The organism is Bradyrhizobium sp. 172 (assembly GCF_023101065.1).
Lineage (GTDB): Bacteria > Pseudomonadota > Alphaproteobacteria > Rhizobiales > Xanthobacteraceae > Bradyrhizobium > Bradyrhizobium canariense_D.
Genome location: NZ_CP064701.1, coordinates 1787215 through 1809883 on the forward strand (window position 1 = coordinate 1787215; position 22669 = coordinate 1809883).

Consider the following 22669-nt stretch of genomic DNA (forward strand, 5'->3'; position numbering starts at 1 on the left):
GCTGCGCTCGCACTTATCATCGGCAATCCGGAAAGGCACCGCATGGTGCCATGAGATGGAGACCCGATCGTGCTCAGGCGGCGTCGCGTTCAGCAAACCACCACTCTGCAAGAACGGCTTGCGGAGTTCACCAGGACCATCCGTGAAAAGGCCGAGGCGTTGCCCGACGGCAAGGAGCGGGATGAGCTGATGAAACGGCTCAGAAGCGCCGACGCGGCGTCAAACCTCGACCGTCAATTCGCCGGCAGGGATTGAGCTGGTGGTCTGCGGAGGCGGAGTTTGCGCGTTCAGCCTCTCCGGCGTCAGCTGCGATACCAACTCGCCAGATTCCAGGTCGTGACGTCCCATCCCGACATGTCGACCATGAGGTTGTTGACCCCTGCGTTGACGATGTTGCGGGATAGAAGCGGCAGGAACACGTTGGCCTCGCAAAAAGTTTCGTCGACCTTGATCAGCAGCGCGGCCCGCTTGACCGGATCAAGCTCGTTCTGCGCAGACTTGTAGGCCTTGTCGGCCTCGGGATCGGACCAGCGCGAGACGTTGCGGCCGAGCCATTTGTTCTCCTTGTTGGAGATCTCCCAGGAGACGCACTGGTTCAGGAAGCGCTCCGGGTCGGGCTGCGGCTGCGTGGTGTTGTACATCTCCATGTCGGCATAGAACTTGGAGTAGGTGTCGGGGTTGCCGACGTCGGACGAGAAGAACACCGATGCCGTGACCGCCTTGATTTCGATCTCGATCCCGGCCTTCTGGCAGGCCTGCTTGATGATGGCCTGCGTCTTCTGACGCGGCGCATTGGTCGAGGTCTGGAAGACGAATTTGAGCTTCTTGCCGTCTTTCTCGCGGATGCCGTCCGCGGCCTTGGCCCAGCCGGCCTCGTCGAGGATCTTGTTCGCCTTGTCGACGTCGAACTCGTATTTCAGCTTCGGCGACTTGAACTGTTTGGGCGCGTTGACGAAGCTCGCGGTGGCGACGCCGCCGCGCCCGTAAATGAATTTCTGAATCGACTCGCGGTCGATCAGCAGATTGATCGCGCGGCGAACGGCGGGATCGGACAGCGTCGGGTGCTTGGTCTTGGGGCTTGAGCGCTCGCCGTCCACCTCGGTCCAGGGGTCCGTCGTGTTGAGGATGATGAATTCGACGTTGCCTGATGGCGTGACGTCGAGCTTGCCCTTGCCGCTGGCCTCCATGCGTTTGAGGACCTCCTCCTCCACCTGCATGTTCCAGGCATAGTCGTATTCGCCAGTCTGCAGCACGGCGCGAGCCGCGGACACCGCATCGCCACCGCCCTTGATCTCGAGCGTGTCGAAATGCGGCTGGTTCTTGACGTGATAGTCGGGATTGCGTTCGGCCCGGATCAGGTCACCCGGCTTGAACTCGACGAATTTGTAGGGACCAGTGCCGACCGGCTTCAGATTGCCGGGCGCTTCGCGCGACTTCGCGCCGACATAGTCGCCGAAATGATGTTTCGGCAGGATCGGACCGACCGAGCCGACGAAGGGATCGGCCCAGAACGGCGTCGGCGCCTTGAACAGCACCTTGACGGTGTGGTCGTCGATCTTCTCGACCGTGATGTCTTTGTAAGACCCCGTAGTGTACGCCGCCGTGGCGAGATCCGAGGCGTATTGCCAGGTGAACACGACGTCGTCGGCGGTGAAGGGCTTGCCGTCATGCCATCTCACGCCCTGCTTCAGTTTCCAGGTCACGCTCAGGCCGTCCGGCGAAAGGCCGCCGTTCTGCTTGGACGGAGCCTCGGCCGCGAGGCAGGGGACGAGGTTGCCGTCCTTGTCCCAGCCGGCGAGCGGCTCGAAGAAGACGCGCGAGGCGATCTGGTCCTTGGTCCCGAGCGCGAAATGCGGATTGAGCAGTGTAGGGGCCTGCCAGAGCAGGATCTTGAGTGGGCCGCCGCCGCCGGCCTTGGTCGGCTTGTAGGGCAGGGTGGCGTCCGCCATCGCCACGTCGTTCCAGACCAGGATCTGGCTCGCGACAGGCGCCGCGATCCCGATCGCAGCCATCGTCTGCATGAACGAGCGTCGCGACAGGGTGCCCTGCTGCACCTCAGTGATGGACTTGCGGATTTCGTTCTCGTTCATCGGATGATCCCCCACTTCAAGGACAAGTCGTCACCGGCCAAGGCCCATCATGTTTGATCATGGGCGAGGCGGCAATGCCACCAAGGTCAGAAAACCCTGCGGCGAAATGACGAATGTGCGGGGAGAGGTCTGACGCCCGGATGGAGCCGAGCGCAACCAGGATAAGTCCAGCCGCGCTGGCGGCGCCCCGGATTGCGCATCGCTCCATCGGGCTACGGGCAACGTTCCGTGGGTTTTGTCGTGACGCGTCTCACGCTTGCGCAGATGCATTCGTTCCCCGCATGCCGTCGAACGGAGAAGCGTCGTCCGCGTCAATCGGTCAATATGGATTTACATTTCATTGATTTCGCGCCGCGGAGAAGCGAATACGGTTCCAATCATTGCCGAGTCATGGAGACCAAGATGTCATTCTGTTCCACCCTGATCCTTGCGACCGTGCTCGCCGTCTGGTCGGCCGCCGCTTCAGGCGAGACCATCAAGATCGGCGTGACGCCGGGGCCGCACGCCCAGATCTTCGAGGCGGTGAAGCCGATCGCCGCCAAGCAGGGTCTCGACATCCAGCTCATCGAATTCTCCGACTACGTCGTGCCGAACGCAGCGCTCGATGCCGGTGAGATCCAGGCCAATTCGTTCCAGAACCAACCATATTTGGACAATCAGAAGGCGGACCGTGGCTACAAGATCGAAGCCGTCGGCCTGACCGTGAATTTCCCGATCGGCGTCTATTCCAAGAAGCACAAGGCCTTCGCCGATATCCCCGAGGGCGGCAAGGTCTCGATCCCGAACGATCCGACCAATGGCGGCCGCGTGTTGCTGCTGCTGCGAGACAAGGGCGCGATCAACCTGAAGGACGGCACGGGTTTCAAGCCGACGGTGCTTGATATCACCGAGAATCCCAAGAAGCTGAAGTTCATCGAGGTCGACGCGGCGCAGGCGCCGCGCGCGCTCGACGACGTCGATGCCGCCGCGATCAACACCAATTATGCAACCCAGGCTGGCCTCGATCCCGTCAAGGATCCGATCCTGCGCGAGGACCCGAAGGGTCCCTACGTCAATCTCATCGCCGTTCGCACGGTCGACAAGGAAAAGCCCTGGGTCAAGATCCTGGTGGACAGCTATCACACGGCGGAGGTCAAGGAGTTCGTCCTGACCAAGTTCAAGGGCGCCGTGCTGCCGAGCTGGTAGGCAGTCTGCCCAGCCAGTGTCCAGCTCAGGGCGATCCCGGCGGGCAGCCTTGCGTACTAGCCCTGCGCAATGCCCGCTTGTCTGGAGCTGCGGCAACCGACATCATCGGGGCCCATCCTCGCCCGACAGGGGTCGTATGAAACGCTTAGCAAATCTGAAACGCCTGGGGTTTTTCACACGGCTTCTCGACGAGGCCCCGCCGGCCGACCGATATCGCTTCGCCGCCGAGCAGATCGTGCGCGCCGAGACGGCGGGCCTCGATTCCGCGTGGATCGCGCAGCACCATTTCCACGAGCGCGAGGGCGGCCTGCCGTCACCCTTCACCTTTCTTGGTTACGTCGCAGCCCAAACCTCGCGCATCCGGCTCGGCACCGGCATCGTCACCTTGCCGCTTGAGAATGCGGTACGCGTGGCTGAGGACGCCGCGGTGCTCGATCTGCTCTGCAATGGTCGCTTCGAGCTCGGTGTCGGCACTGGCGGCAATCCCTCCGCCTTTGCCGCCTTCGGCCTCGACAGTGCCCAGCGCAACGAGATCTTTGCGCGCAATCTGGAAATCGTCCGCACGGCGCTGGTGGGCAAGCCGCTCGACGGTGGCGACACGCTCTATCCGCAGCGGCCGCAATTGGACAACCGGATCTGGCAGGCGACGTTCTCTGTGGCGGGCGGCGCGCGTGCCGGCAAGGCGGGCGACGGCCTGTTGCTGTCGCGCACCCAGCCTCGAACCAAGGAGGCGCCGAAGGCAACGCTGGCCGAGATTCAGAATCCGGTGATCGATGCCTATCTCGAAGCACTGCCGCCGGGACGCGAGCCCCGCATCATGGCCTCGCGCACCGTCTTCGTCGCCGACGACCGCGCTGAGGCGATGCGCCTTGCCGATATCGGGCTGCGGCGCGCGCTGCCCCAATTCCTCAAGGGCGGCCACGCCAAGCCGGGCGAGACGCTCGAGGAGATGATCGCGGCGTTCGACACCCATGTCGGCGCGGCCGACGACGTCATCGCTTCGCTCCGCGCCGACGCCACGCTGGAGCGGGTGACCGATCTCGTCTTCCAGGCGCATTCGGTCGATGCCCCGCATCCCCACATTCTGCGCTCGATCGAGCTGGTCGCGGAGAAGGTCGCGCCGGCGCTGGGCTGGGCGCGGACGGCGCCCGACGTGGCGCTGGCGGGATAGTCGGAATGAACGGAATCGCGTTGCACGAGGCTGCAAGAGGCTGAATGATGGCTACGAAAGATATCATCGACACGCTCGCCGGGATCGAACCGGGTTCGGCTCTGGACGGCATTCGGGCCAAGCGCATCCAGGCGCGCGACAATGCGCAGAAGAGCTATCTCTCGCTGTTCGAGCCGATCGACGCCGGCGATGTCTCGCTGGTGGAGCGCGCCGCGGTCGCGCTCTTCGTGATCGGGCTTCACCGCGAGCCCACGATGGCCGGCTTCTATCGGGCGAAGTTAGCTGCGACCGCCGATGGCGCGCGCCTGGTCGAAGCTGTCGATGTCGAAATCGCGCGGGGCGAGACCTCGGGCCCCTACGGTGCCTTTCCAGCCGGCCCCCTGTCTGTCGAAAACAAGGCCGGCTTGATCTACCGCGTCAGCGCGGAGCGCAAGCCCGATCTCGGGGACCGGCTCGCTGCGGCGTTCGAACATGCGCATCTGCTGGTGTTCCGCCCGCGCGATGCGGCCGCCGCCGACATGAAGGCTCTGCTCGCCGCCGGTTGGTCGAACACCGGAATCGTCACGTTCTCTCAGCTCGTTGCGTTCCTGTCGTTCCAGGTGCGCGTCGTCACCGGACTGCGCGTGCTCGGTGCCTCGCTCGGGCGCACCACGAACGCCGCGGCCGGCGCGTAAGGAGGCTGCATCATGAGCGCTGCAAACAATGTCAATCCGCCCGCCGTCTTCACCCAGGATGAACTGGGTTGGGTGTCGTGGATCGATCCGCTGCCCGAAGCCGAGCTGACCGAGCGGCATTTCGCCGGCCTCGTCGATCGCTCTCGTTCCAAGTCCGAATATTTCCGCCTGCTGGTGCGCGATCCCGAGGTGCTGGAGGCCCGCACCAAGACCGACAAGGACATCTTCTACAACGTCGCCGACGGCCTGCCGCGCGCCGAACGCGAGCTCGCGGCGGCTGCGACCTCGCGCTACAACGGCTGCATCTACTGCGCCTCCGTGCATGCGCGGTTCGCCAGCACTTATTCCAAGCGCCGCGACGATGTGCAGCGCCTCCTCGACGAGGGCGTCGGCGCCGATCTCGGCGAGCGCTGGAATGCGGTCGTCAAGGCCTCGGTGGCGTTGGCTGCGACGCCGATCGCGTTCAGCCCCGACAATATCGATGAGCTGCGCCGCGCCGGTCTCGACGATGCCGAGATCGTCGACGTCATCAACGGCGCGTCGTTCTTCAACTGGGCGAACCGGCTGATGCTGTCGCTTGGCGAGCCCTCGAAATAGCCAATCTCACCGGCATGGAAATTGCTAGTTGTTTCAACGCCTGACAGGATGGAGCCGTCCATGAGCAACATCGATCGTCGTACCCTGGTCAAGGGCTCGCTTGCCGCCATGATGGCGGGGGCAGCCTTCTCGCGCGCCGCGCTTGCGCAATCGTCCGAACCGATTTTGCTGGGCGTCAGTGGTCCGTTGACCGGGCCGAACGCACAATATGGCACGCAGTGGAAGCAGGGCTTCGATCTCGCGCTCGACGAGATCCAGGCAGCGGGCGGCATCAACGGCCGCAAGCTCGCCTATAATTTCGAGGACAGCCAGAGCGACCCGCGCCAGTCGGTGGCGATCGCCCAGAAGTTCGTCTCCGATCCCAGGATTGTCATGGAGCTCGGCGACTTCTCCAGCCCCGCATCGATGGCGGCCTCGCCGATCTATCAGCGCGGCGGGCTGGTGCAGTTCGGATTCACAAATTCGCATCCCGATTTCACCAAGGGCGGCGACTTCATGTGGAGCACCTCGGTCAGTCAGGCCGACGAGCAGCCGCTGCTGGCGTCCTATGCCGTCAAGCGTCTCGGCCTGAAGAAGCTCGCCGTGCTGCACCTCAACACCGATTGGGGCCGCACCAGCCGCGACTATTTCGTCAAGGCCGCGAAGGAGCACGGCGCCGAAATCGCGGTGACCGAAGGCTACATCGCGGAGGAGCGCGACTTCCGCTCCACGCTGGTGCGGGTCCGCGACGCCAATCCTGACGGGCTGATCCTGATCTCCTATTATTCCGACGGTGCGCTGATCGCGCGCCAGGCGCGCCAGGTTGGGCTGAAGCAGGTGATCTGCGCCGCGAGCTCGGTCTACTCGCCGAAATTCCTGGAGCTCGGCGGCGAGGCCGTCGAGGATGTTCATGTCGGCACGCGCTACTTCCCGGAAGACCCGCGCCCCGAGGTGCAGACGTTCATCGCCGGCTTCAAGAAGAAATACAACGGGGTGGAGCCCGACGCGTTCAACGCCTACGCCTATGACGCGATGAACATGGCGGCCGCCGTGGTGAGGATCGGCGGCGCCGACCGGCGCGCGATCCGCGACGCCTTCACGAAAGTGAAGGACGTCTCGAGCGTGATCTTCGGCAAAGCGACGTTCGACGTCGAGAGCCGGCGCGTCAAGGGCGCCATGAATGCGGAGCTCGTCGTGCGCAAGGGCCAGTTCGCCCTCTGGGACGGCAAGCCGACCTGAGGGGATCTCCTGCGTGTCTTCCTGGCTCGACTACACGATCAACGGGCTGATCGTCGGTAACGTCTACGCCCTCGTTGCGGTCGGGCTCGCGCTGATCTTCGGCGTCAGCCGGCTGATCAACTTTGCGCAAGGATCGATCTACCTCGTCGGCGCCTATATCGGCTGGGTCGCGGTGGTGCAGCTGCATACGCCACTGCCGCTCACCATCATTCTGGTCGCGGTGGCGGCGGCGCTGGTCGGCTTGATCATCGAGCGGTTCGGCCTGCGCCCGCTGCAGAACTCGGTGCGCATCGCACCGCTGCTGGCGACCATCGGCATCAGCTTCGTGCTCGATCAGCTCGTGATGCTGACTTTTTCGCCCAATCCGCGCGCATTGCCGAGCCAGTTGCCGGATGTCCGCTTCCAGATCGGCGGCGGCACGATCGGCCCGCTCGATCTGCTCATCGCCGGTGTCGGCCTCACCACCGCGTTGCTGCTGTTCGTGTTCCTGCGCTACAGCAAGCTCGGCTGGGCCGTGCGTGCCACCGCGCAGGACCGCGACGCCGCGATGCAGATGGGCGTCGACGTCAACCGCGTCAATCAGGCCGTGTTCGGCATTGCGGCTGCGCTCGGCGGCGTCTCCGGCCTGCTGGTCGGTATGTACTATAACCAGATCGACACCGCGATGAGCCTGCAGGCTACGCTCAAGGGCGTCGTCGCCGAAGTCGTCGGCGGTGCCGGCAATGTGCCGGGTGCGGTGATCGGCAGCCTGCTGCTGGGATTGGTGGAGAGCTACGGCGTTGCCGTGTTCGGCACCAGCTACCGCAACCTGTTCGCGTTCCTGCTGCTGGTCGTGGTGCTCGTGCTGCGCCCGAACGGTCTGTTCGCCAGCGCGCGGCAGGCGCCGCCCGAGCCGCTCACCGGCACTTTCATCGCGCCGAGCCGCCCGGTCTGGATTCCGCGCTGGGCTCTGCTGATCGCTGCCGTCGTCTTCGCGATCCTGCCGCTGTTGCCCGTGTCGTTCTACGTGCTCCAGACCCTGATCAACGCCTGGCTGCTCGGCATGCTCGCGCTGAGCCTCACCCTTGTTGCAGGCACGATTGGTCAGGTCTCGCTGGGACACGCCGCGCTGCTCGCGATCGGCGCCTACACCTCCGCGCTGCTGTCGCTCACGTTCGCTGTCCCGGTCGGCCTTGCCATCATCGGCGGCGGCCTGATGAGTGCTGCGCTGGGCACGGCGCTGATCTCGCCGTCGTTCCGGCTGCGCGGACATTATGTGTCAATCGCGACGCTCGCGATCGGCGAGATCGTCTCGCTGGTGATCCTGAATTGGGAGAGCGTCACGCGCGGGCCGATCGGCATCTCCGGCATCCCGCCGCTGTCGCTGTTTGGCTATGAGCTGGTCAGCCCGATTTCGATCTACTGGTTCAGCTTCATCGTGATGGTCGTGCTGGCGCTGCTGCAGGGACGCCTGCTCGGCTCGCATCTCGGCCGCAGCTTTCGCGCCATCCGCGACGACGACATCGCCGCGCGGGCCTATGGCCTCAGCCTGAATCGCTACAAATCGCTGGCCTTCATCTTCGGCGGCTTTGCCGCGGGGGTCAGCGGCGGCATCGCCGCGCATCTCTATTCCTATATCAACCACGAGACCTTCAACACGCAGCAATCCATCCTGGCGCTGACCGTCGTCATCCTCGGCGGTCTCGGCAATGTCGTCGGGGCGATTCTCGGGGCGGTCGCGCTGGTCGGCCTGCCGGAAGTGTTCCGCATCGCGGCGGAGTATCGCATCCTGATCTACGGCATCGTGCTGCTGCTGCTGGTGCGGTTCAGGCCGCAGGGCCTTTTGGGGACGGTGTGATGATGGACGCACACACGGCGATGCTGTCCCTGCGCGGGCTCACGCGGCGCTTCGGCGGCCTCACCGCCGTCGACGCCATCGATCTCGATCTCGCCAAAGGCGAGCTGATCAGCATCATCGGCCCGAACGGGGCGGGCAAGACAACGCTGTTCAATCTCGTGACCGGGCTTGACCTTCCGGACGCCGGGACGGTTCGCTTCGAAGGTCAGGACATCACAGGTTTCTCGCCGGAACGCCTGGCGGCCGCAGGCATCGCGCGGACGTTCCAGCTCGGCCGCGTCTTCGGCAATCTCAGCGTGATGGACAACGTCCTGATCGGTGCGCATACGCGCTTGCGCGCGGTGAAACCGGCAGTGCCGGTGATCGGCCCGCTGCTGGAATTGGGTCTGGCGCTGCTGCGCCCCGCCAGCGTCAAGGCGGAGGAAGAGCGGCTGCGCGAGGAGGTGAAGGTCATTCTCGCGCGCTTCGGCGAGCGGTTGCTGCCGCGTATCGATCAGCCGGCCTACAGCCTCTCTTACGCCAACCGCCGCCGCGTCGAGATCGCGCGCGCGCTCGCCTTGAAGCCGCGCCTGCTGCTGCTGGACGAGCCGACCGCCGGCATGAATCCGACCGAGACCACGGAGATGCAGGGGCTCGTCGCCGAGCTGAAAGCCGAAGGGCTGACGATCTTGCTGATCGAGCACAAGCTCGAAATGGTGATGCGCCTCTCCGATCGCGTCATCGTCATGGACGAGGGCAAGAAAATCGCGGAAGGCCCGGGCGAAGCGGTGCGCGGTGATCCCAAGGTGATCGAGGCCTATCTCGGCCACGGCCTGACGACGAAGCAGGAGAGCGCGGCATGACGAACCCGCCTCCCGATGCGCTGCTCGCGATCACCGACGTCAATACCTTCTATGGTCAGGCCCAGGTGCATTTCGACCTGTCGATATCAGTTCCGCGCGGCCACATCGTCTGCCTGCTCGGCGGCAATGCCAGCGGCAAATCGACCACGATGAAGATCATTCTAGGCCTCGTGAAGCCGCGCTCGGGCGACGTGACGTTCGACGGCACTTCGCTACTGGGACTTACCACGCCGCAGATCGTCCGCCGCGGCATCGCCTCGGTGCCGGAGGCACGGCGGCTGTTCGCCGACATGAGCGTCCGCGAGAACATTTTGATGGGCGCCTTCGTGCGCGACGACCGCGAGGCGATCGCGCAGGATCTCGACAAGATGCTCACGCTGTTCCCGAAGCTCGGCCAACGGCTGTCGCAGCGCGCCGGCTCGCTCTCGGGCGGCGAGCAGCAGATGGTCGCGATGGCGCGGGCGCTGATGAGCCGTCCCCGGATGATCGTGATGGACGAGCCGACCATGGGCCTGTCGCCGCTTTACGTCGACCGCGTGCTGGAGCTGATCCGCACCATCAACCAGGAGGGCGTCTCGGTCTTCATGGTCGAGCAGAACGCCAGCCTCGCGCTCGAGATCGCGCACGAGGCCTATGTGCTCCAGACCGGCAAGATCGTTCTCTCCGGCTCCGCCCGCGCGCTGAAGGACGATCCCCGCATCCGCGATGCCTATCTCGGCGGCTCCGAGGCGGCGTAGCGCCATCTCGGCCTGCATGGTTCGAGACGCCCGCCCTTGGCGGGCGCCTCACCGTGAGGGTCTGGCGATCTCGCGGCGAAGCAAGACCTCATCCTAAAGGAGCCCGCGCAGCGGGCGTCCCGAAGGACGCCGCAAGCACTGCTGCAGAACCGTGCCGCCCCTCCGGGATTGCACTGGTCAGTATGACCACCTTATGAAAGGATCATACCGCTCGTGCGATGGGTCGTGCAGCGGACGGAATGATTGGCGTGACGAAATTATCTTTGCGGGCGGTCGACCCCGGAATGATGCTGCTGTTCGGCGGGTTGATCGCGGCCAACATCGGGGCGTGGGCTTGGGCGTTCGCGGCGTTCGGTGACCGGCCGACGGTGATGGCGACCGCGCTGCTTGCCTGGGTGTTCGGCCTGCGCCACGCCGTGGATGCCGACCACATCGCGGCCATCGACAACGTCGTGCGCAAGCTGATGCAGGCCGGCGATGCGCCGCGCAGCGTTGGTCTCTATTTCGCGCTTGGTCATTCCACCGTGGTTGTGGTCGCGACCATGCTGCTCGCGCTGGGCTTGGTGAGCCTTGGCGGCGACAGCCTGCTCAAGGACGTCGGCGGTTTCATCGGCACGTCGGTGTCGGCGCTGTTCCTGCTGGTGATCGCGGCCATCAACCTGGTCATCTTCGCCGGCCTGTGGCGGACGTTCCGGATCGCGCGCGCGCAAGGCATCCACGACGCCGCGCAGCTTGATGCGCTGCTCGCCAGCCGCGGATTGCTGGCGCGGCTGCTCGGCCCGATGTTCCGCCTGGTGACCAAGCCGGCGCATATGTACCCGCTCGGCTTCCTGTTCGGCCTCGGCTTCGACACCGCCACCGAGATCGGCCTGCTCAGCATCTCCGCCAGCGAATACGCGCTTGGTGCATCGCTGGCCGACGTCATGGTCTTTCCCGCGCTGTTCGCATCAGGCATGGCGCTGGTCGATACCGCCGATTCCGCGCTGATGGTCAGCGCTTATCGTTGGGCCTTCGTCGATCCCTTACGGAAGCTCTGGTACAACCTCACGATCACGGGTGCCTCGGTCGCGGTGGCGCTGTTGATCGGCGGCATTGAGGCGCTTGGCCTGATCGGGGATCGGCTCGGCCTGTCTGGCGGTGTGTGGACGCTGGTCGACGGCCTCAACGATTCGCTCGCGAACGTCGGCTTCGCCGTGATCGCGCTGTTCGCGATTGCATGGCTGGTTTCGGTCGTGCTCTATCGCAGGCTATTCGCGCTCGAGCGGCGGCGCACGCCTGATGTGCTGGTGGGCGCCGATGCTACCGAGACAGCGTGAGTCAATCGTGGGCTCAAGCCGAAGCTGCGCTCTCCGCCGGCAGGTCGTCGGCATTGGGATCGCCCGGCGCGGTGGCCCAGGCCAATTCCACCAGCGTCACGAACCGGCGGCCGGCGCCGTCGAGCTGGCAGACGATCAGGCCCTGCTCTTCCATGTAGCCGAGCAGGCGCTGAGCCCGGCGCAGCGAATGCGAGCCGTAGGCGCGGGCGATCGCGGCGTCGCCGGGGCAGGGCCAGCCTTCTTTCGCCGCGCGCGCGATCATCATGAACACGCCCTGCATGTCGTCGGGCAGGATCGAGGCGCGCAGCGACACGTCCTGCCAGGCGTCGTCCTCGGCATGCTCGGCGCCGAGCCCGGCGCGTGCGCGTGTCAGCATGCGGCGGAATTCGGTGAGGTCGGGCACCGCCGAGCCGAGGCCCTCGATGCGGCAGCGGACCACGAACTCCTGGTACAGCACGCCCACCGCGCGGAAACCGGCATCGGGCGCGGCGAGCACGGCACGAAGGGTCCGATCCACGCGTTCGCGCCGTTCAGCGAGCTCTTCGGCACTAATCGGGACCTCGATTATTTCGGGGCCGAGCTCCGGTGCGGCAGCCTTCGCGGCGCGGAGCTGCTCGAGCAGATCGGGCGCGGGCCGGCGCTGCGGCCGGCTGGCATCGGGCGGCGGCGCGGCCAGGATCACGGCGCGCATATTTTCGAGTGCGGCTTCGGGCATCGGCATCAGCCGCGGCGTGGAATTGCGCGGCTGGGTTTCGGTCGCGCCGATGTTCAAACGCAGCGGCCGGCGTGACAGCGCGGGGCCGAGCGCCATGAATTGTCCGCGTTCGAGATCGCGAAACGATTCGGCCTGCCGCCGCTCCATGCCGAGCAGGTCGGCGGCGCGCGCCATGTCGATGTCGAGGAAGGTGCGGCCCATCAGGAAGTTGGACGCTTCCGCCGCGACGTTCTTGGCGAGCTTCGCCAGCCGCTGGGTCGCGATGATCCCGGCAAGCCCGCGCTTGCGGCCACGGCACATCAGATTGGTCATGGCGCCGAGCGAAAGCTTTCGCGCTTCGTCAGAGACTTCGCCCGCGACCGCAGGCGCAAACAGCTGCGCCTCGTCGACGACCACCAGCATCGGGTACCAATGGTCGCGGTCCACGTCGAACAGCCCGCCGAGGAAGGCCGCGGCGCGGCGCATCTGGTTCTCGGCGTCGAGCCCTTCGAGGTTGAGCACGGTGGAGACGCGATGCAGCCGCGCGCGCTCGCCGGCAACCTGAAGGCCGCGTTCGGTGTGATCCTCGGCCTCGATCACGAGATGGCCGAAATGCTCCGCCAGGGAGACGAAATCGCCTTCGGGATCGATGATCGCCTGCTGCACCCAGGGTGCGCTCTGCTCCAGCAGCCGCCGCAGCAGATGTGATTTTCCGGAACCCGAATTGCCTTGCACCAGGAGGCGGGTCGCCAGCAGTTCCTCGAGGTCCATGGCCGCCGCGGCGCCCGCCGTGGTCTGCCCCATCTCGATCGCAACCGTCATGCCCGACTCAAGTCCCATCATTCGCGGACAGGGGCTTATCAATCCGGCCGTGGCGCGTCGAGCACCATGGCGTAAATCATGCGTTGTTGCCCACGGCGGATTTCAGGCGCGATTCGATTGCCGTAGAAGTGCGGGCCGATAGGGCGCTTGCGGACCGGCGTCCTGGGGTATCACTTGCGCGAGTTCCCCCCTTGATGTGCGAAACCGCCATTGCACCGTGCGCTTGGCATGCGCCCAGCCAATGATGGGTGCGGGGCAAAGGGGATCGCGGCCCGTTACAGCGCGCCCGATCCGCCCTGCACGATCTTCTCGTTGAGCTTCAGGTCCACGGTCTCGACCGTGCGGTCGATCTCTGCATTGGGCGCGCCGAGCTGATGCGAGATCAGCTTGACCAGCAGGTCGACGCGCTCGATGAAGGGTGCGCCGCCGGCCACCGCGCGCGCGGCCGATGACGGCTTCAGCAGGCTCTCGGCAGCCTTGGCGTATTTCGCGAACGGCACCTGGTCCTGCGGATCGGCGCCGAGACGCCGGGCGATGGCGTCGACATGCTCATAGATCGTCTGCGAACGCGCGAGATCGCCGTGCACGGCGTGGCGGATCGACTGCGGCTCGTGCGGCGTGATGCAGCGGTAGTTGCCGGTCAGCAGCATCGACCATTTCGCCAGCGGCACGAACAGGGAATCGAACACCTTCAGCTTCACCGGCACGTCGTGGCCGTCGAGGGTCACCGCGTCGATGTCGGCTTCGAGCTCGCGCAGCACCTTGTTGTGCTTCTCGTCGCCGAACACGGAGGCCTTGAAATTCGTGGGCAGGCCGACGTGCAGCACGTTCGCAGCCTCTTCCGGCGGACGGAACGCCTGCGGGTCGGGCGAGCACAGCGTCACCAGCCCGGGCTCGAAGCGCTCCCACACCTGCGCATTGGTGTAGGCCTCCTCAAGATCCATGTCCGCGAGCGAGGGGATCCGCTTCAGATAGGGCAGCGGCGGCATGTTCATGATGGACAGGCACGGCAGCTTCGCCGCGGCGATCCTGACCATGAGAACGCGCACCGTGTGGTTGGTGTATTGCGGCTCCTGCATCGCAAGGCCGACCATGTCGTAACGCGACAAGTCCACATTGGCCGGCGTCACGGCGTCGAGCTTGCCGGGCAGGTCGCGCGAGAAGATGGCGCGGTGAACAGCCTCGTCATGCAACTTGATGCGCACCTCGGTCCCCTCGCGGTTGATCAGCTCCGCGGTCTTGGTGCGGCAGACCAGGGTCACGTTGTGCCCCGCCATCAGCAGCTTCGTGCCCAGCAGGGAGCCGTAGGAAGCCCCAAGAATCAGGATGTTACGCGCCATGTCTCGTCCCTTTGACAATTGTGATTTTTGAGCCCGGCCGTCATCCGCGGGCGAGTTTGGCGGGCATGTAAGGCAAAGTGCGTGAGGATGGCAACTGGGATAATGGATACAAGGCGCGGATCAGCGGGCGGCCCGCCGTGTTGCTTGACGCCAAAGCAAGACGACGCCAAACCGGCGGCGGTTGTGCAGGGTCGTTGAGTTGCTCAAATAACTGGCTTACCGAAGTAAGAAATGTTGCACATCTCGATCGCCCAAGCTCTCCCAGAACGCGATCATACCTCGTCACGTCTCGCGCGCCGGGTGCGGATGAGCGACTTCGAGGATTTTGTCGCGCCGGTTTTCCTGCGACATTGACTAGCGGAAAGTCCTTTGGCGAAGGCCGTCGGCATCGATCAGGCGGTAACCCGCCGCATTTTTTATCGCTGGCGTGATTGGTGGCGCGCCGGATCAGCGTCATGAGGAATCATGATGGAAGCCGACACAGGCGATGCCTTCTCCCTCGTTAAATGAGCTCCAATTTTAGTCGTCCACCGCAACAAAAAACTGCAAACGCGGGACAGCAAAAAATGGCAGAGTGGTGCGGGCCTAAACTGTGTATCAGCAACGGAGCTGAGACGTGACGATTGAGTTGGAGTCGGCGTGCGACTTGTTTTGCGACCGGTTCGTTCGGACTGTAGTCCGTCCGGTCCAGTGCCCCCGCCCGCGAAGGGAAAACGGAACGATCATCGGGACGGCAGACGCAAGCGCGATCACGCACGCGTGCCATCGCATCGAGCAGACATGCAGGGCGTTGCGCTGACAGCGCTGCGCCGAGTCCAAGCAACCGCCGACGCGCCGTTCGGGGACGGACATGGAAGATGATCATTGGCCTCACGGCACGTGCGACGGCGCCGGTCGAAGCCTGGCGTGCTTGCGAAAACGTGCGTCCCATTTTTTTGAAAGCTTGTCCGTCGGGGAACTCGTGCGCGAGGCGCACAGGCATCGGTGGATTTCGGAGTGGTTGAGGATCTCAGGCGAGTACCGGATATTCGCCGAATCGGCGCGCGTAACCAGTTCAGCTCAGATCGTGCGGGAAGCGTGGCTGTGCTCGCTGACGGCCCTTGAAGTCGCGAGGAACCTGTCTTGGCCCGGAGATCCCGGGGGTACCGACCTCGTAGACAAGGTCAGACTCTGCCTCCGGGGCTTCGAGGAGGACGCCGGTTCGGCGATCGAGCGTGTGGAGATCGACTGCTTTGATCAAGGCTCGCTTGCGGGCTACTTTCTGCCGGCGTTCCCCGATCGGTCTTTCGCACCCGCGGTTATCTGCGTCAGCGACGAGGACATCACCCTCGGCTCGATGATGAGCAGGCTGTTGCCGGCTTCAGGGCGACGGAACGTGTCACTCCTGCTCGTTGATGCCGGCGATTCATCCGGTCGTAGCCCCTTCAAGCCGGCGCATATTCTTCAATGCTGGCTGGATTACCTGGAAGCTCGTCCGGACGTCGATTCGCAGCAGATCGCGGTCTACGGCGAGGGGGCGGCCGCCAGTCACGCATCCCGTCTTGCCCTCGTGGATCGCAGAATGGCTGCCGCCGTGTGCGACGGCGGCATTGCGACGCCGGTCATGCGCCGGGCATCGCTGCGCTGGATGATCGGCGTCGAGCAGGCGGTCCGTGACGGGCCCTCGACGGGTTCGTTGCTGCCGTTGTGTCGGATACCTTGCCCGCTTCTGATGGTCGTCGGCAGCCGCTCAATGGTTTGGGAGGAGGATGCTCTCGAACTGCAAGCCGGCTATCGGCAGGCCGGAGCCGATTGCGCGACCGTCGTGCCGAACTGCATTCCGTACCCTCTGGGGGAGGTCGAGAATTTCATCGCGGTGGACGATTTCATTTTCGAATGGCTCGACAGCAAACTTGGAATTGCCCGCCAGCTGGATTCCGTGACCTACCTCTAAGGCGCCAAGAGATTGGGGGAAGGCGAGAAAAGATTGGGAAGGCGAGGAGAGATTGGGGATGAATCGAGGCGCGCGTTCCGCGCCTGACGTCAGGGAGTCAGGAAGCGTCGATGGCCAGCAACCGTGCGGCCAGCCGGGCATTCTTGGCAATCGTTGCGAGCGCGGCATTCAGATCGGCCAAGGTCGTCTCGTCGAGCTCGTTGAACATGGTCGAGTTCAAGGCGAGCTTTCTCTTCGACAGTTTTTCGATCTCCGTCGTTGCTTTCGCCGTCAGCGACATCAGGACGTAGCGTGCGTCGTCTGCGGCCGGCCGTCGCGACAGGAAGCCGCCCTTTTCGAGACTCTTGGTCTGGTTGGTGACGAAGGCGGGGTGGACGCGCAGCTTGTTCGCGATGTCGATTCCCGCGACACCTCGCCCCTGGTCCAGTTCGGTGATGGCCATCAGGATCAGCCACTGCGGCTCGGTAATGCCCAGCAGTCCGGCCCAGCTGGTGTGGATGTCCTCCAGCTGGGAATGAATTTCGACGACGTTCCAGATGAAGTCCGTAATCGCCCTGTCGAGTTTCTTCTCGATCATGTGGCTCCCTCCCCGTTTATCCCTTGCCTATCCTTAATGGGATATCTTGGAAGCGTCTCGAAAATCGCGCGTCGACCAAAGGGGAGATACCGCGCGGAAGAAATCGTAGGCTCAATTATTACTTGCAAAGAACAATTAATTTTATTATCTACTATCGCACTCTATTTCGCTGCTCTTGACCCACGCGACGGACAGCGATGCGAGACCTCCAAGAAGCCCTCGGGATGCCCCCCGAGGGCTTTTCTGGTTTTTCTATAGTGATCTTCCGGCGTAATATCGCCGCTGTTGCCCTCAAGCCACATCGCGACCTGAAGTGTCGATTCATCAAAGCAATGAATTGAGACCATTGTTTTTATAAACTATATGTGAAGCCGCGACGGAGGGGGCACCTCGCTGTCGTTTCAGTCCGAACCTTCGGTGCGGGCCTGAATTGAACGGAAATTGAGAGGGTAAAGCGGCGTCCACCGAGGACCCGAGCCCCCTGAACCGACCTGGAGGTTTACTGATGAAGTTGACGAAGACACTCTTTCTCGGCTCGGCTGCCGGCCTGATGGCCGCCTCCGGGGCGTTCGCTGCCGATCTTCCCGTGAAGGCCAAGGCGGTCGAATACGTGAAGATCTGCTCGCTGTACGGCGCCGGTTTCTACTACATCCCCGGCACCGACACCTGCATTAAGCTGGGTGGTTACCTGCGGGCCGATGCGAACCTCAACACCAATTCGGACTTCAACCCGAACCAGAGCGGTGTTGCCGGTGCACGCAACCGCCTGATGAACTACTACACCTTCCGCGCTCGTGAAGACCTCAACATCGACACCCGCACCGCGACCGAATACGGCGTGGTCCGCACGTTCTTCGACGGCGTCTTTACCTGGACGACCGGCAACTATTCGGGCACCGGTTCGGCAACGGGTGGCACCCAGTACAGCGGTACGCTCGGTCTCAACGCTGCGGGCACAGGCCTCGTCGGTTCGGGTAGCGGCAACGTCAACGGCACCGACGGCAATACCTCGGCCGGTGCGCTCGGCGTATACTACGCCTTCATCCAGTTCGCCGGCTTCACGATGGGTAAGGCCGTGTCGCAGTTCGACGCGCCCTGGACCAACTATCCCGGCAACATCACCGACAACCTCGTCGGCGGCAGCGGCACCGTTACCGGCGTCACCCAGTTCACATACACCGCCGACTTCGGCCAGGGCGTCACGGCATCGTTCTCCGCTGAAGATGCGACGGCCTACTATCAGGCCGGCAACCTCAACATGACCGGCGCGACCGCAGGTGGCATCATCGGCGGTTCGTACGGCACCAACGCCCTCGGCGGCTCGCGTTCGCCGAACCTCGTCGGTCAGCTGCGTGTCGATCAGGCCTGGGGTCTCTTCCAGGCGTCAGTGGCTGCGCATGACAACCATGTCGCCTATTACGGCGCGACCGAAGCCACCGGCCATCCCGACGACAAATGGGGTTGGGCTGTTCAGCTCGCTTTGTCGATCAAGAACATCCCGACCGGCGCGGGTGACACGATCAACATCCAGGGCGTCTACACCGACGGCGCGACCCGCTACAACTTCCAGAACCTGTCGGGCAGCAGCTACTCGCTGTTCGGTAGCTCGGGTGTTGCCTACCAGAGCGTTGGCTTCGCCAATGCTCCTGACACGGTGTACGTGACCGGTAGCTCGCAGGAAACCGTCAAGACCTGGGGCTTCCGTGGCGCTTACACCCACAACTGGGATCCCAACTGGAACTCCTCGCTGTACGGTGCTTACGCTCAGGCCCAGTTCGGCACGCTGGCCAAGACCACCATCTGCGGCGCCGGCGGCGGCGCCGGTGTGTTCGGAGCCCTGGCAGGTGTGACGGGTTGCAACCCGGACTTCGCGATCGGCCAGCTAGGTGTCGTCACCCGGTGGACCCCGGTCAAGAACCTGACCTTCTCGGCGGACGTGTCCTGGACCCATCTCGACCAGAAATATTCTGGTACGGTTGGCGCCTCCCCGAGCGTCGCGACCGCCAAGCCGACCGCGGCCTACGAGCTGAAGGATCAGGACTCGGTCGCCATGATCCTCCGCGCTCAGCGCAACTGGTAAAATCTATCGAAACACATGAACGAACACCCGGCGGGAAACCGCCGGGTGTTTTTTTGCGCAAGGCAGATGATAGGGCGGCGAAGCCCCGGTGCCCGGATGGAGCGCAAGCGTGATCCGGGGGCTGCTCGCGCTGCGTCTGGCACCTTCCCGGATCACGCTTCGCTTCATCCGGGCTACGGGACCGCGCCTGTGTCGCCCCCGTGTCAATCCGCTCTCACAAAAAATATTCCGCTTTACCGAAATTCGGAAATGGCGTATGTGTCGTCCATCCCGGCTCATCCTTGAGGGGCGATCTTGTGGTCGTCATGTTCGCGAGCCGGGCTTGCGGTGGACGCGGCAGCGTTCGGGTGCGAGAGGCCAAGGGCAGGGCGGATTGCTCTCCGTGAGAAGGCTGCGTGCCGACGAGCGGCGCTGCTAGGCTTCGTCTCGTCTGTAAGTTTCCGGCTCCGTCGACAGGGCTGGAAAAACTGCGGCGAAATGGCGAGCCGTGCGTACGGCAAAACCGTGTGGTCCTGGCCGTCGTTGCTACGGTCAAGCCCTGGCGAATGCGGCATCCGCGTCAACCGGCGCGGTGCCGGTGACTTTCGTTGGGACGAGGGAGGCCAGAACGAACTCGGCTCCCGGGAGAGCACGGCATAAGCCGTCCAACCATCGCGCAGGGAAGGCCGAGTGATTGGCTACACCTGTATGCTGCTGTCCGGTTTCCTTGCGCTACATTTTCGCGCAGCGGACCGCGGGTGCCAGCCGGCACCCGGTCTTCCCTGCGCCCTCTTGGCTTTGAGGGTGGAATGACCAGGCAAAGCTCGGGCGAAACGCCGCGAGGACGCGAAGGCGTGTCTACGGCTACACACTCCCTGTCATCGCCCGGCTTGACCGGGCGATCCAGTATTCCGCGACGGTGGCGTGGGCGGGATCGCAAGGCGGCGACACCGGTAAGCTCGGCATCATCGGCTTCTGCCGCGGCGGACGCACCGTCTGGGAATATGCCGCTCACAGGGGCAGCCTCAAGGCCGGCGTCGCCTTCTACGGTCCGCCGGTCGATCCAGCCAATCGGCCGTGGCCGAAGAGCCCGATGCAGCTCGCGCCCGAGATGAAGGCACCGGTGCTCGGCCTCTATGGCGGCGCCGATACCGGCATTCCCGTCGCCCAGGTCGAGCAGCTCAAGACAGCCTTGGAGCAGAACAAGAAGACGGCCGAGTTTCAAGATCTATCCGGAAGCGCCGCATGGCTTCCATGCCGACTACCGCGGCAGCTATCGCAAGGACGCAGCAGAAGATGCCTGGAAGCAGGCCCAGGCCTGGTTCAAGAAGTATGGCGTGTTGAGCTGACGCTTGATCCTGATCCTCCTTCCCCCGCTTGCCACAACGCATCCAGGGCGTGGCGGTAGGTCGGATAAGCAAGCGTGACGCCGAGCTCGCACTTCATTTTCGCGTTGGAGACGCGGGCGCTGCTCGCATAGAAGCTGCGGGCCATCGCCGACATCTCGGCGGTCTCGAACGGCTCTTCCGGCGGCGGTGCAACATTCATCAGCTTCGCCGCGTAAGCGATCACCTCCTGCGGCGGCGCCGGCTCGTCGTCGCAGACGTTCCACGTGCCGCCGCTCGGGTGATGAATCGCAGCCATGATCGCGCTCGCGATGTCGTCGACGTGGATGCGGTTGAACACCTGTCCCGGCTTGATGATGCGCCGCGCCGTTCCAGCGCGCAGCGTCACCAGCGCGTTACGGCCGGGGCCATAGATACCCGCAAGCCGCAGGATCGCGGCGTCGCCACCGGTCGTGTCGGTCCATGCCTGTTCCGCCGCGACCCGCATGCGCGTCCGGTCGAGGTCCGCCTTCGGCGGCGTGCTCTCGTCGACCCAGCCGCCGGCGTGATCACCATATACGCCGATCGTGGACAAATAGACGATCTTGCGGTCGCCGCCCGCCGCCAGCAGGCCGGAGAAGGCCGCGATTGCGGGATCGCCGGCACTGCCGGGCGGGATCGAAACGAGAAGGACATCCGCGTCCCTCATGCGTTCGATCGTCTCGCGTGCCGGACTGCTGCCGGAGAAAGCATGCACCTCGACGCCGGCGAGAGCGCCCCGCTGCGCGGGATCGCGCACCGTGCCGGCGATATGCGAGAAGCGGCCACCGAACAGGCGGACGAAGTGCCGCGCACTGTAGCCGAGGCCAAGGATAAAGAGCCGCATACATCTTCCTTGCAGGTCGGAGTTCCCGTTCGCGCCGCAGCGCGCCTCCGCTCATAAGAGATTTTTGGGTCCGGCAAAAGATATTGCAATTTGTCTCGCCCGCCTGTGCAGGCGATGGTCGCTCACCGGAGGGACGCATCGATCATGCAGGCAGAAGCGCCAGCCATCATGCTATCTGACGCGGCTGAGCTAGTCCGCCGCGCCGCCGCGCTGATCTTCGACGTCGACGGCACCTTGGCTGAGACCGAAGAGCTGCATCGGCAAGCCTTCAACCATGCCTTCGCCCGCCACGGTCTCGATTGGCAATGGGATCGGGCCGTCTACAAGGACCTGCTGCGGGTCACGGGCGGCAAGGAACGCATTCGCGCCCACCATGAAAGGCTGAGGATCGCCGCGCCATTATCGGATGTGGACATCGCGGAACTCCACCGCATCAAGACCGCGCATTATGCCGAACTGGTCCAAACCGGCTGCTGCCCCTTACGGCCCGGGGTGACGGATCTCCTCGTCGCTGCCAAGGCGCGCCGCCAGCGGCTCGCGATCGCGACGACCACGTCGCACGCCAACATCGACGCGCTGCTGTCGCGCGCCCTGGGAAAGGGCTGGGCCGCGGATTTTGATGCGATCGTCGCCGGGGATGACGTGCAGCACAAAAAGCCTGCGCCGGATGTCTATGTCGAGACCCTGGCGCGGCTGAAGCTCAACGCGTCCGACTGCGTCGCGATCGAGGATTCCGCTAACGGCCTGACCGCAGCTTCGCGGGCGAACATTCCCGTGCTCATCACCAGAAGCATGTTCTTCCGGGACGACGATTTTAGCCAGGCGCGGGTCGTGCTGGATGATCTGTCGGGGCTCGGGTGAGGCGGCAAAACAAAAAAACTGAAAAACAACCCTATGCACAGTAGAATGTGCCTGCGGGCCGGGCGCCCTCAATGGACGCGGTGGCTCGCTCTATCGTCCTCAGCTTGCTCGACAATCTGCGCGATCGGGCTGGACTGGTGGTGCACCAGGCGCCAGTCGTCGCCGACGCGCCGAAAGTGGTTGGCCGCAGCCAATGCCGTGCCGTCGACGATCTCGATGCAGAGCACGCGCGCGCTGTCGCCATCGACGATGGCCTGCGGTTCCGCGCAGACGATCTGCGGCCGCTCCGGACTCTGCAGGATGTCGCGCCAGCTTCCGATCACCGTGGCCCGGCCGATGATGGCCGGCCAGCCGGGATGAATGCAGGAAATGGCGTCATCGTCCGCCCACATCCGCTCCATTTCGTCGAAATCGCCGGTCGAAAAGGCGGCGTAGAACGCTGCGTTCGCGGCGATCACCTTGCTGTCCTTTGCCATGCCTCTCGGGTGGGGCAATGACAGGCAAA

The 22669-nt window shown here is 64.3% G+C and carries 19 protein-coding genes and 1 pseudogene; 14 read left to right on the forward strand and 6 right to left on the reverse strand.

Going from position 1 to position 22669, the window contains the following annotated elements; all coding sequences use genetic code 11:
* The first annotated feature begins 69 nt into the window (after positions 1 to 69).
* Positions 70 to 255, forward strand: coding sequence for a hypothetical protein (locus IVB07_RS08545; RefSeq protein ID WP_018453934.1), 186 nt, complete (start codon positions 70 to 72; stop codon positions 253 to 255).
* A gap of 47 nt (positions 256 to 302) precedes the next feature.
* On the opposite strand, the gene IVB07_RS08550 is transcribed toward IVB07_RS08545, so the two are convergent.
* The gene (locus tag IVB07_RS08550; protein WP_247767597.1) at positions 303 to 2090 is read right to left on the reverse strand and encodes a peptide ABC transporter substrate-binding protein; all 1788 of its coding nucleotides are present in this window, start codon (positions 2088 to 2090) and stop codon (positions 303 to 305) included.
* 390 nt (positions 2091 to 2480) lie between these two features.
* Here IVB07_RS08550 and IVB07_RS08555 point away from each other — a divergent pair, with 390 nt between their 5' ends.
* From IVB07_RS08555 to IVB07_RS08595, 9 genes are all read left to right on the forward strand, one after another.
* Complete coding sequence (locus IVB07_RS08555) at positions 2481 to 3275, forward strand: MetQ/NlpA family ABC transporter substrate-binding protein (protein WP_247767598.1); 795 nt, start codon at positions 2481 to 2483, stop codon at positions 3273 to 3275.
* A gap of 136 nt (positions 3276 to 3411) precedes the next feature.
* On the forward strand, positions 3412 to 4446 hold the full coding sequence (locus tag IVB07_RS08560; RefSeq protein ID WP_247767599.1) for a putative FMN-dependent luciferase-like monooxygenase: 1035 nt from the start codon (positions 3412 to 3414) through the stop codon (positions 4444 to 4446).
* A gap of 47 nt (positions 4447 to 4493) precedes the next feature.
* Positions 4494 to 5120, forward strand: coding sequence for a CMD domain protein (locus IVB07_RS08565; RefSeq protein WP_026232630.1), 627 nt, complete (start codon positions 4494 to 4496; stop codon positions 5118 to 5120).
* 12 nt (positions 5121 to 5132) lie between these two features.
* Positions 5133 to 5717 (forward strand): alkylhydroperoxidase domain protein, encoded by a 585-nt coding sequence (locus tag IVB07_RS08570; RefSeq protein WP_247767600.1) that lies wholly within the window; start codon positions 5133 to 5135, stop codon positions 5715 to 5717.
* Between the two features lie 60 nt (positions 5718 to 5777).
* On the forward strand, positions 5778 to 6935 hold the full coding sequence (locus IVB07_RS08575) for an ABC transporter substrate-binding protein (protein WP_247767601.1): 1158 nt from the start codon (positions 5778 to 5780) through the stop codon (positions 6933 to 6935).
* Between the two features lie 13 nt (positions 6936 to 6948).
* Positions 6949 to 8772 (forward strand): ABC transporter permease, encoded by a 1824-nt coding sequence (locus tag IVB07_RS08580; RefSeq protein ID WP_247767602.1) that lies wholly within the window; start codon positions 6949 to 6951, stop codon positions 8770 to 8772.
* On the forward strand, positions 8772 to 9614 hold the full coding sequence (locus IVB07_RS08585) for an ABC transporter ATP-binding protein (protein WP_247767603.1): 843 nt from the start codon (positions 8772 to 8774) through the stop codon (positions 9612 to 9614). Before IVB07_RS08580 ends, IVB07_RS08585 begins: the two co-directional genes overlap by 1 nt.
* A complete protein-coding gene (locus IVB07_RS08590) occupies positions 9611 to 10351 on the forward strand; it encodes an ABC transporter ATP-binding protein (protein WP_085357560.1) in 741 nt (246 codons plus the stop codon). Before IVB07_RS08585 ends, IVB07_RS08590 begins: the two co-directional genes overlap by 4 nt.
* A 284-nt stretch (positions 10352 to 10635) precedes the next feature.
* The gene (locus IVB07_RS08595) at positions 10636 to 11667 is read left to right on the forward strand and encodes a HoxN/HupN/NixA family nickel/cobalt transporter (protein WP_247767796.1); all 1032 of its coding nucleotides are present in this window, start codon (positions 10636 to 10638) and stop codon (positions 11665 to 11667) included.
* Positions 11668 to 11680: 13 nt separating this feature from the next.
* Here the strand turns inward: IVB07_RS08595 and IVB07_RS08600 are convergent, their stop codons facing one another.
* Positions 11681 to 13183, reverse strand: a complete 1503-nt coding sequence (locus IVB07_RS08600; RefSeq protein WP_247366660.1) for an ATP-binding protein — start codon at positions 13181 to 13183, stop codon at positions 11681 to 11683.
* A gap of 275 nt (positions 13184 to 13458) precedes the next feature.
* Positions 13459 to 14523, reverse strand: a complete 1065-nt coding sequence (locus IVB07_RS08605; protein ID WP_247767604.1) for a 2-dehydropantoate 2-reductase — start codon at positions 14521 to 14523, stop codon at positions 13459 to 13461.
* An 850-nt stretch (positions 14524 to 15373) separates the two neighbouring features.
* Between IVB07_RS08605 and IVB07_RS08610 the strand changes: the two genes are divergently transcribed.
* Positions 15374 to 16456, forward strand: a complete 1083-nt coding sequence (locus IVB07_RS08610; RefSeq protein ID WP_247337728.1) for an alpha/beta hydrolase — start codon at positions 15374 to 15376, stop codon at positions 16454 to 16456.
* A 97-nt stretch (positions 16457 to 16553) separates the two neighbouring features.
* On the opposite strand, the gene IVB07_RS08615 is transcribed toward IVB07_RS08610, so the two are convergent.
* A complete protein-coding gene (locus IVB07_RS08615; protein ID WP_247337729.1) occupies positions 16554 to 17033 on the reverse strand; it encodes a MarR family transcriptional regulator in 480 nt (159 codons plus the stop codon).
* 505 nt (positions 17034 to 17538) lie between these two features.
* On the opposite strand from IVB07_RS08615, the gene IVB07_RS08620 reads away from it, so the two are divergent.
* Positions 17539 to 19113: a porin gene (locus tag IVB07_RS08620; protein WP_085348489.1), complete on the forward strand. Its 1575-nt coding sequence runs from the start codon at positions 17539 to 17541 to the stop codon at positions 19111 to 19113.
* Between the two features lie 892 nt (positions 19114 to 20005).
* Positions 20006 to 20441, forward strand: a pseudogene (locus IVB07_RS08625) (dienelactone hydrolase family protein); the annotation flags it as partial.
* On the opposite strand, the gene IVB07_RS08630 reads toward IVB07_RS08625, so the two are convergent.
* The gene (locus IVB07_RS08630; protein WP_247370112.1) at positions 20416 to 21303 is read right to left on the reverse strand and encodes an SDR family oxidoreductase; all 888 of its coding nucleotides are present in this window, start codon (positions 21301 to 21303) and stop codon (positions 20416 to 20418) included. The pseudogene IVB07_RS08625 and the gene IVB07_RS08630 sit on opposite strands and share 26 nt — an antisense overlap.
* A 144-nt stretch (positions 21304 to 21447) precedes the next feature.
* On the opposite strand from IVB07_RS08630, the gene IVB07_RS08635 reads away from it, so the two are divergent.
* A complete protein-coding gene (locus IVB07_RS08635) occupies positions 21448 to 22164 on the forward strand; it encodes an HAD family hydrolase (RefSeq protein ID WP_247403022.1) in 717 nt (238 codons plus the stop codon).
* A 68-nt stretch (positions 22165 to 22232) separates the two neighbouring features.
* On the opposite strand, the gene IVB07_RS08640 is transcribed toward IVB07_RS08635, so the two are convergent.
* The gene (locus IVB07_RS08640; RefSeq protein WP_018453996.1) at positions 22233 to 22640 is read right to left on the reverse strand and encodes a nuclear transport factor 2 family protein; all 408 of its coding nucleotides are present in this window, start codon (positions 22638 to 22640) and stop codon (positions 22233 to 22235) included.
* Positions 22641 to 22669: the final 29 nt, after the last annotated feature.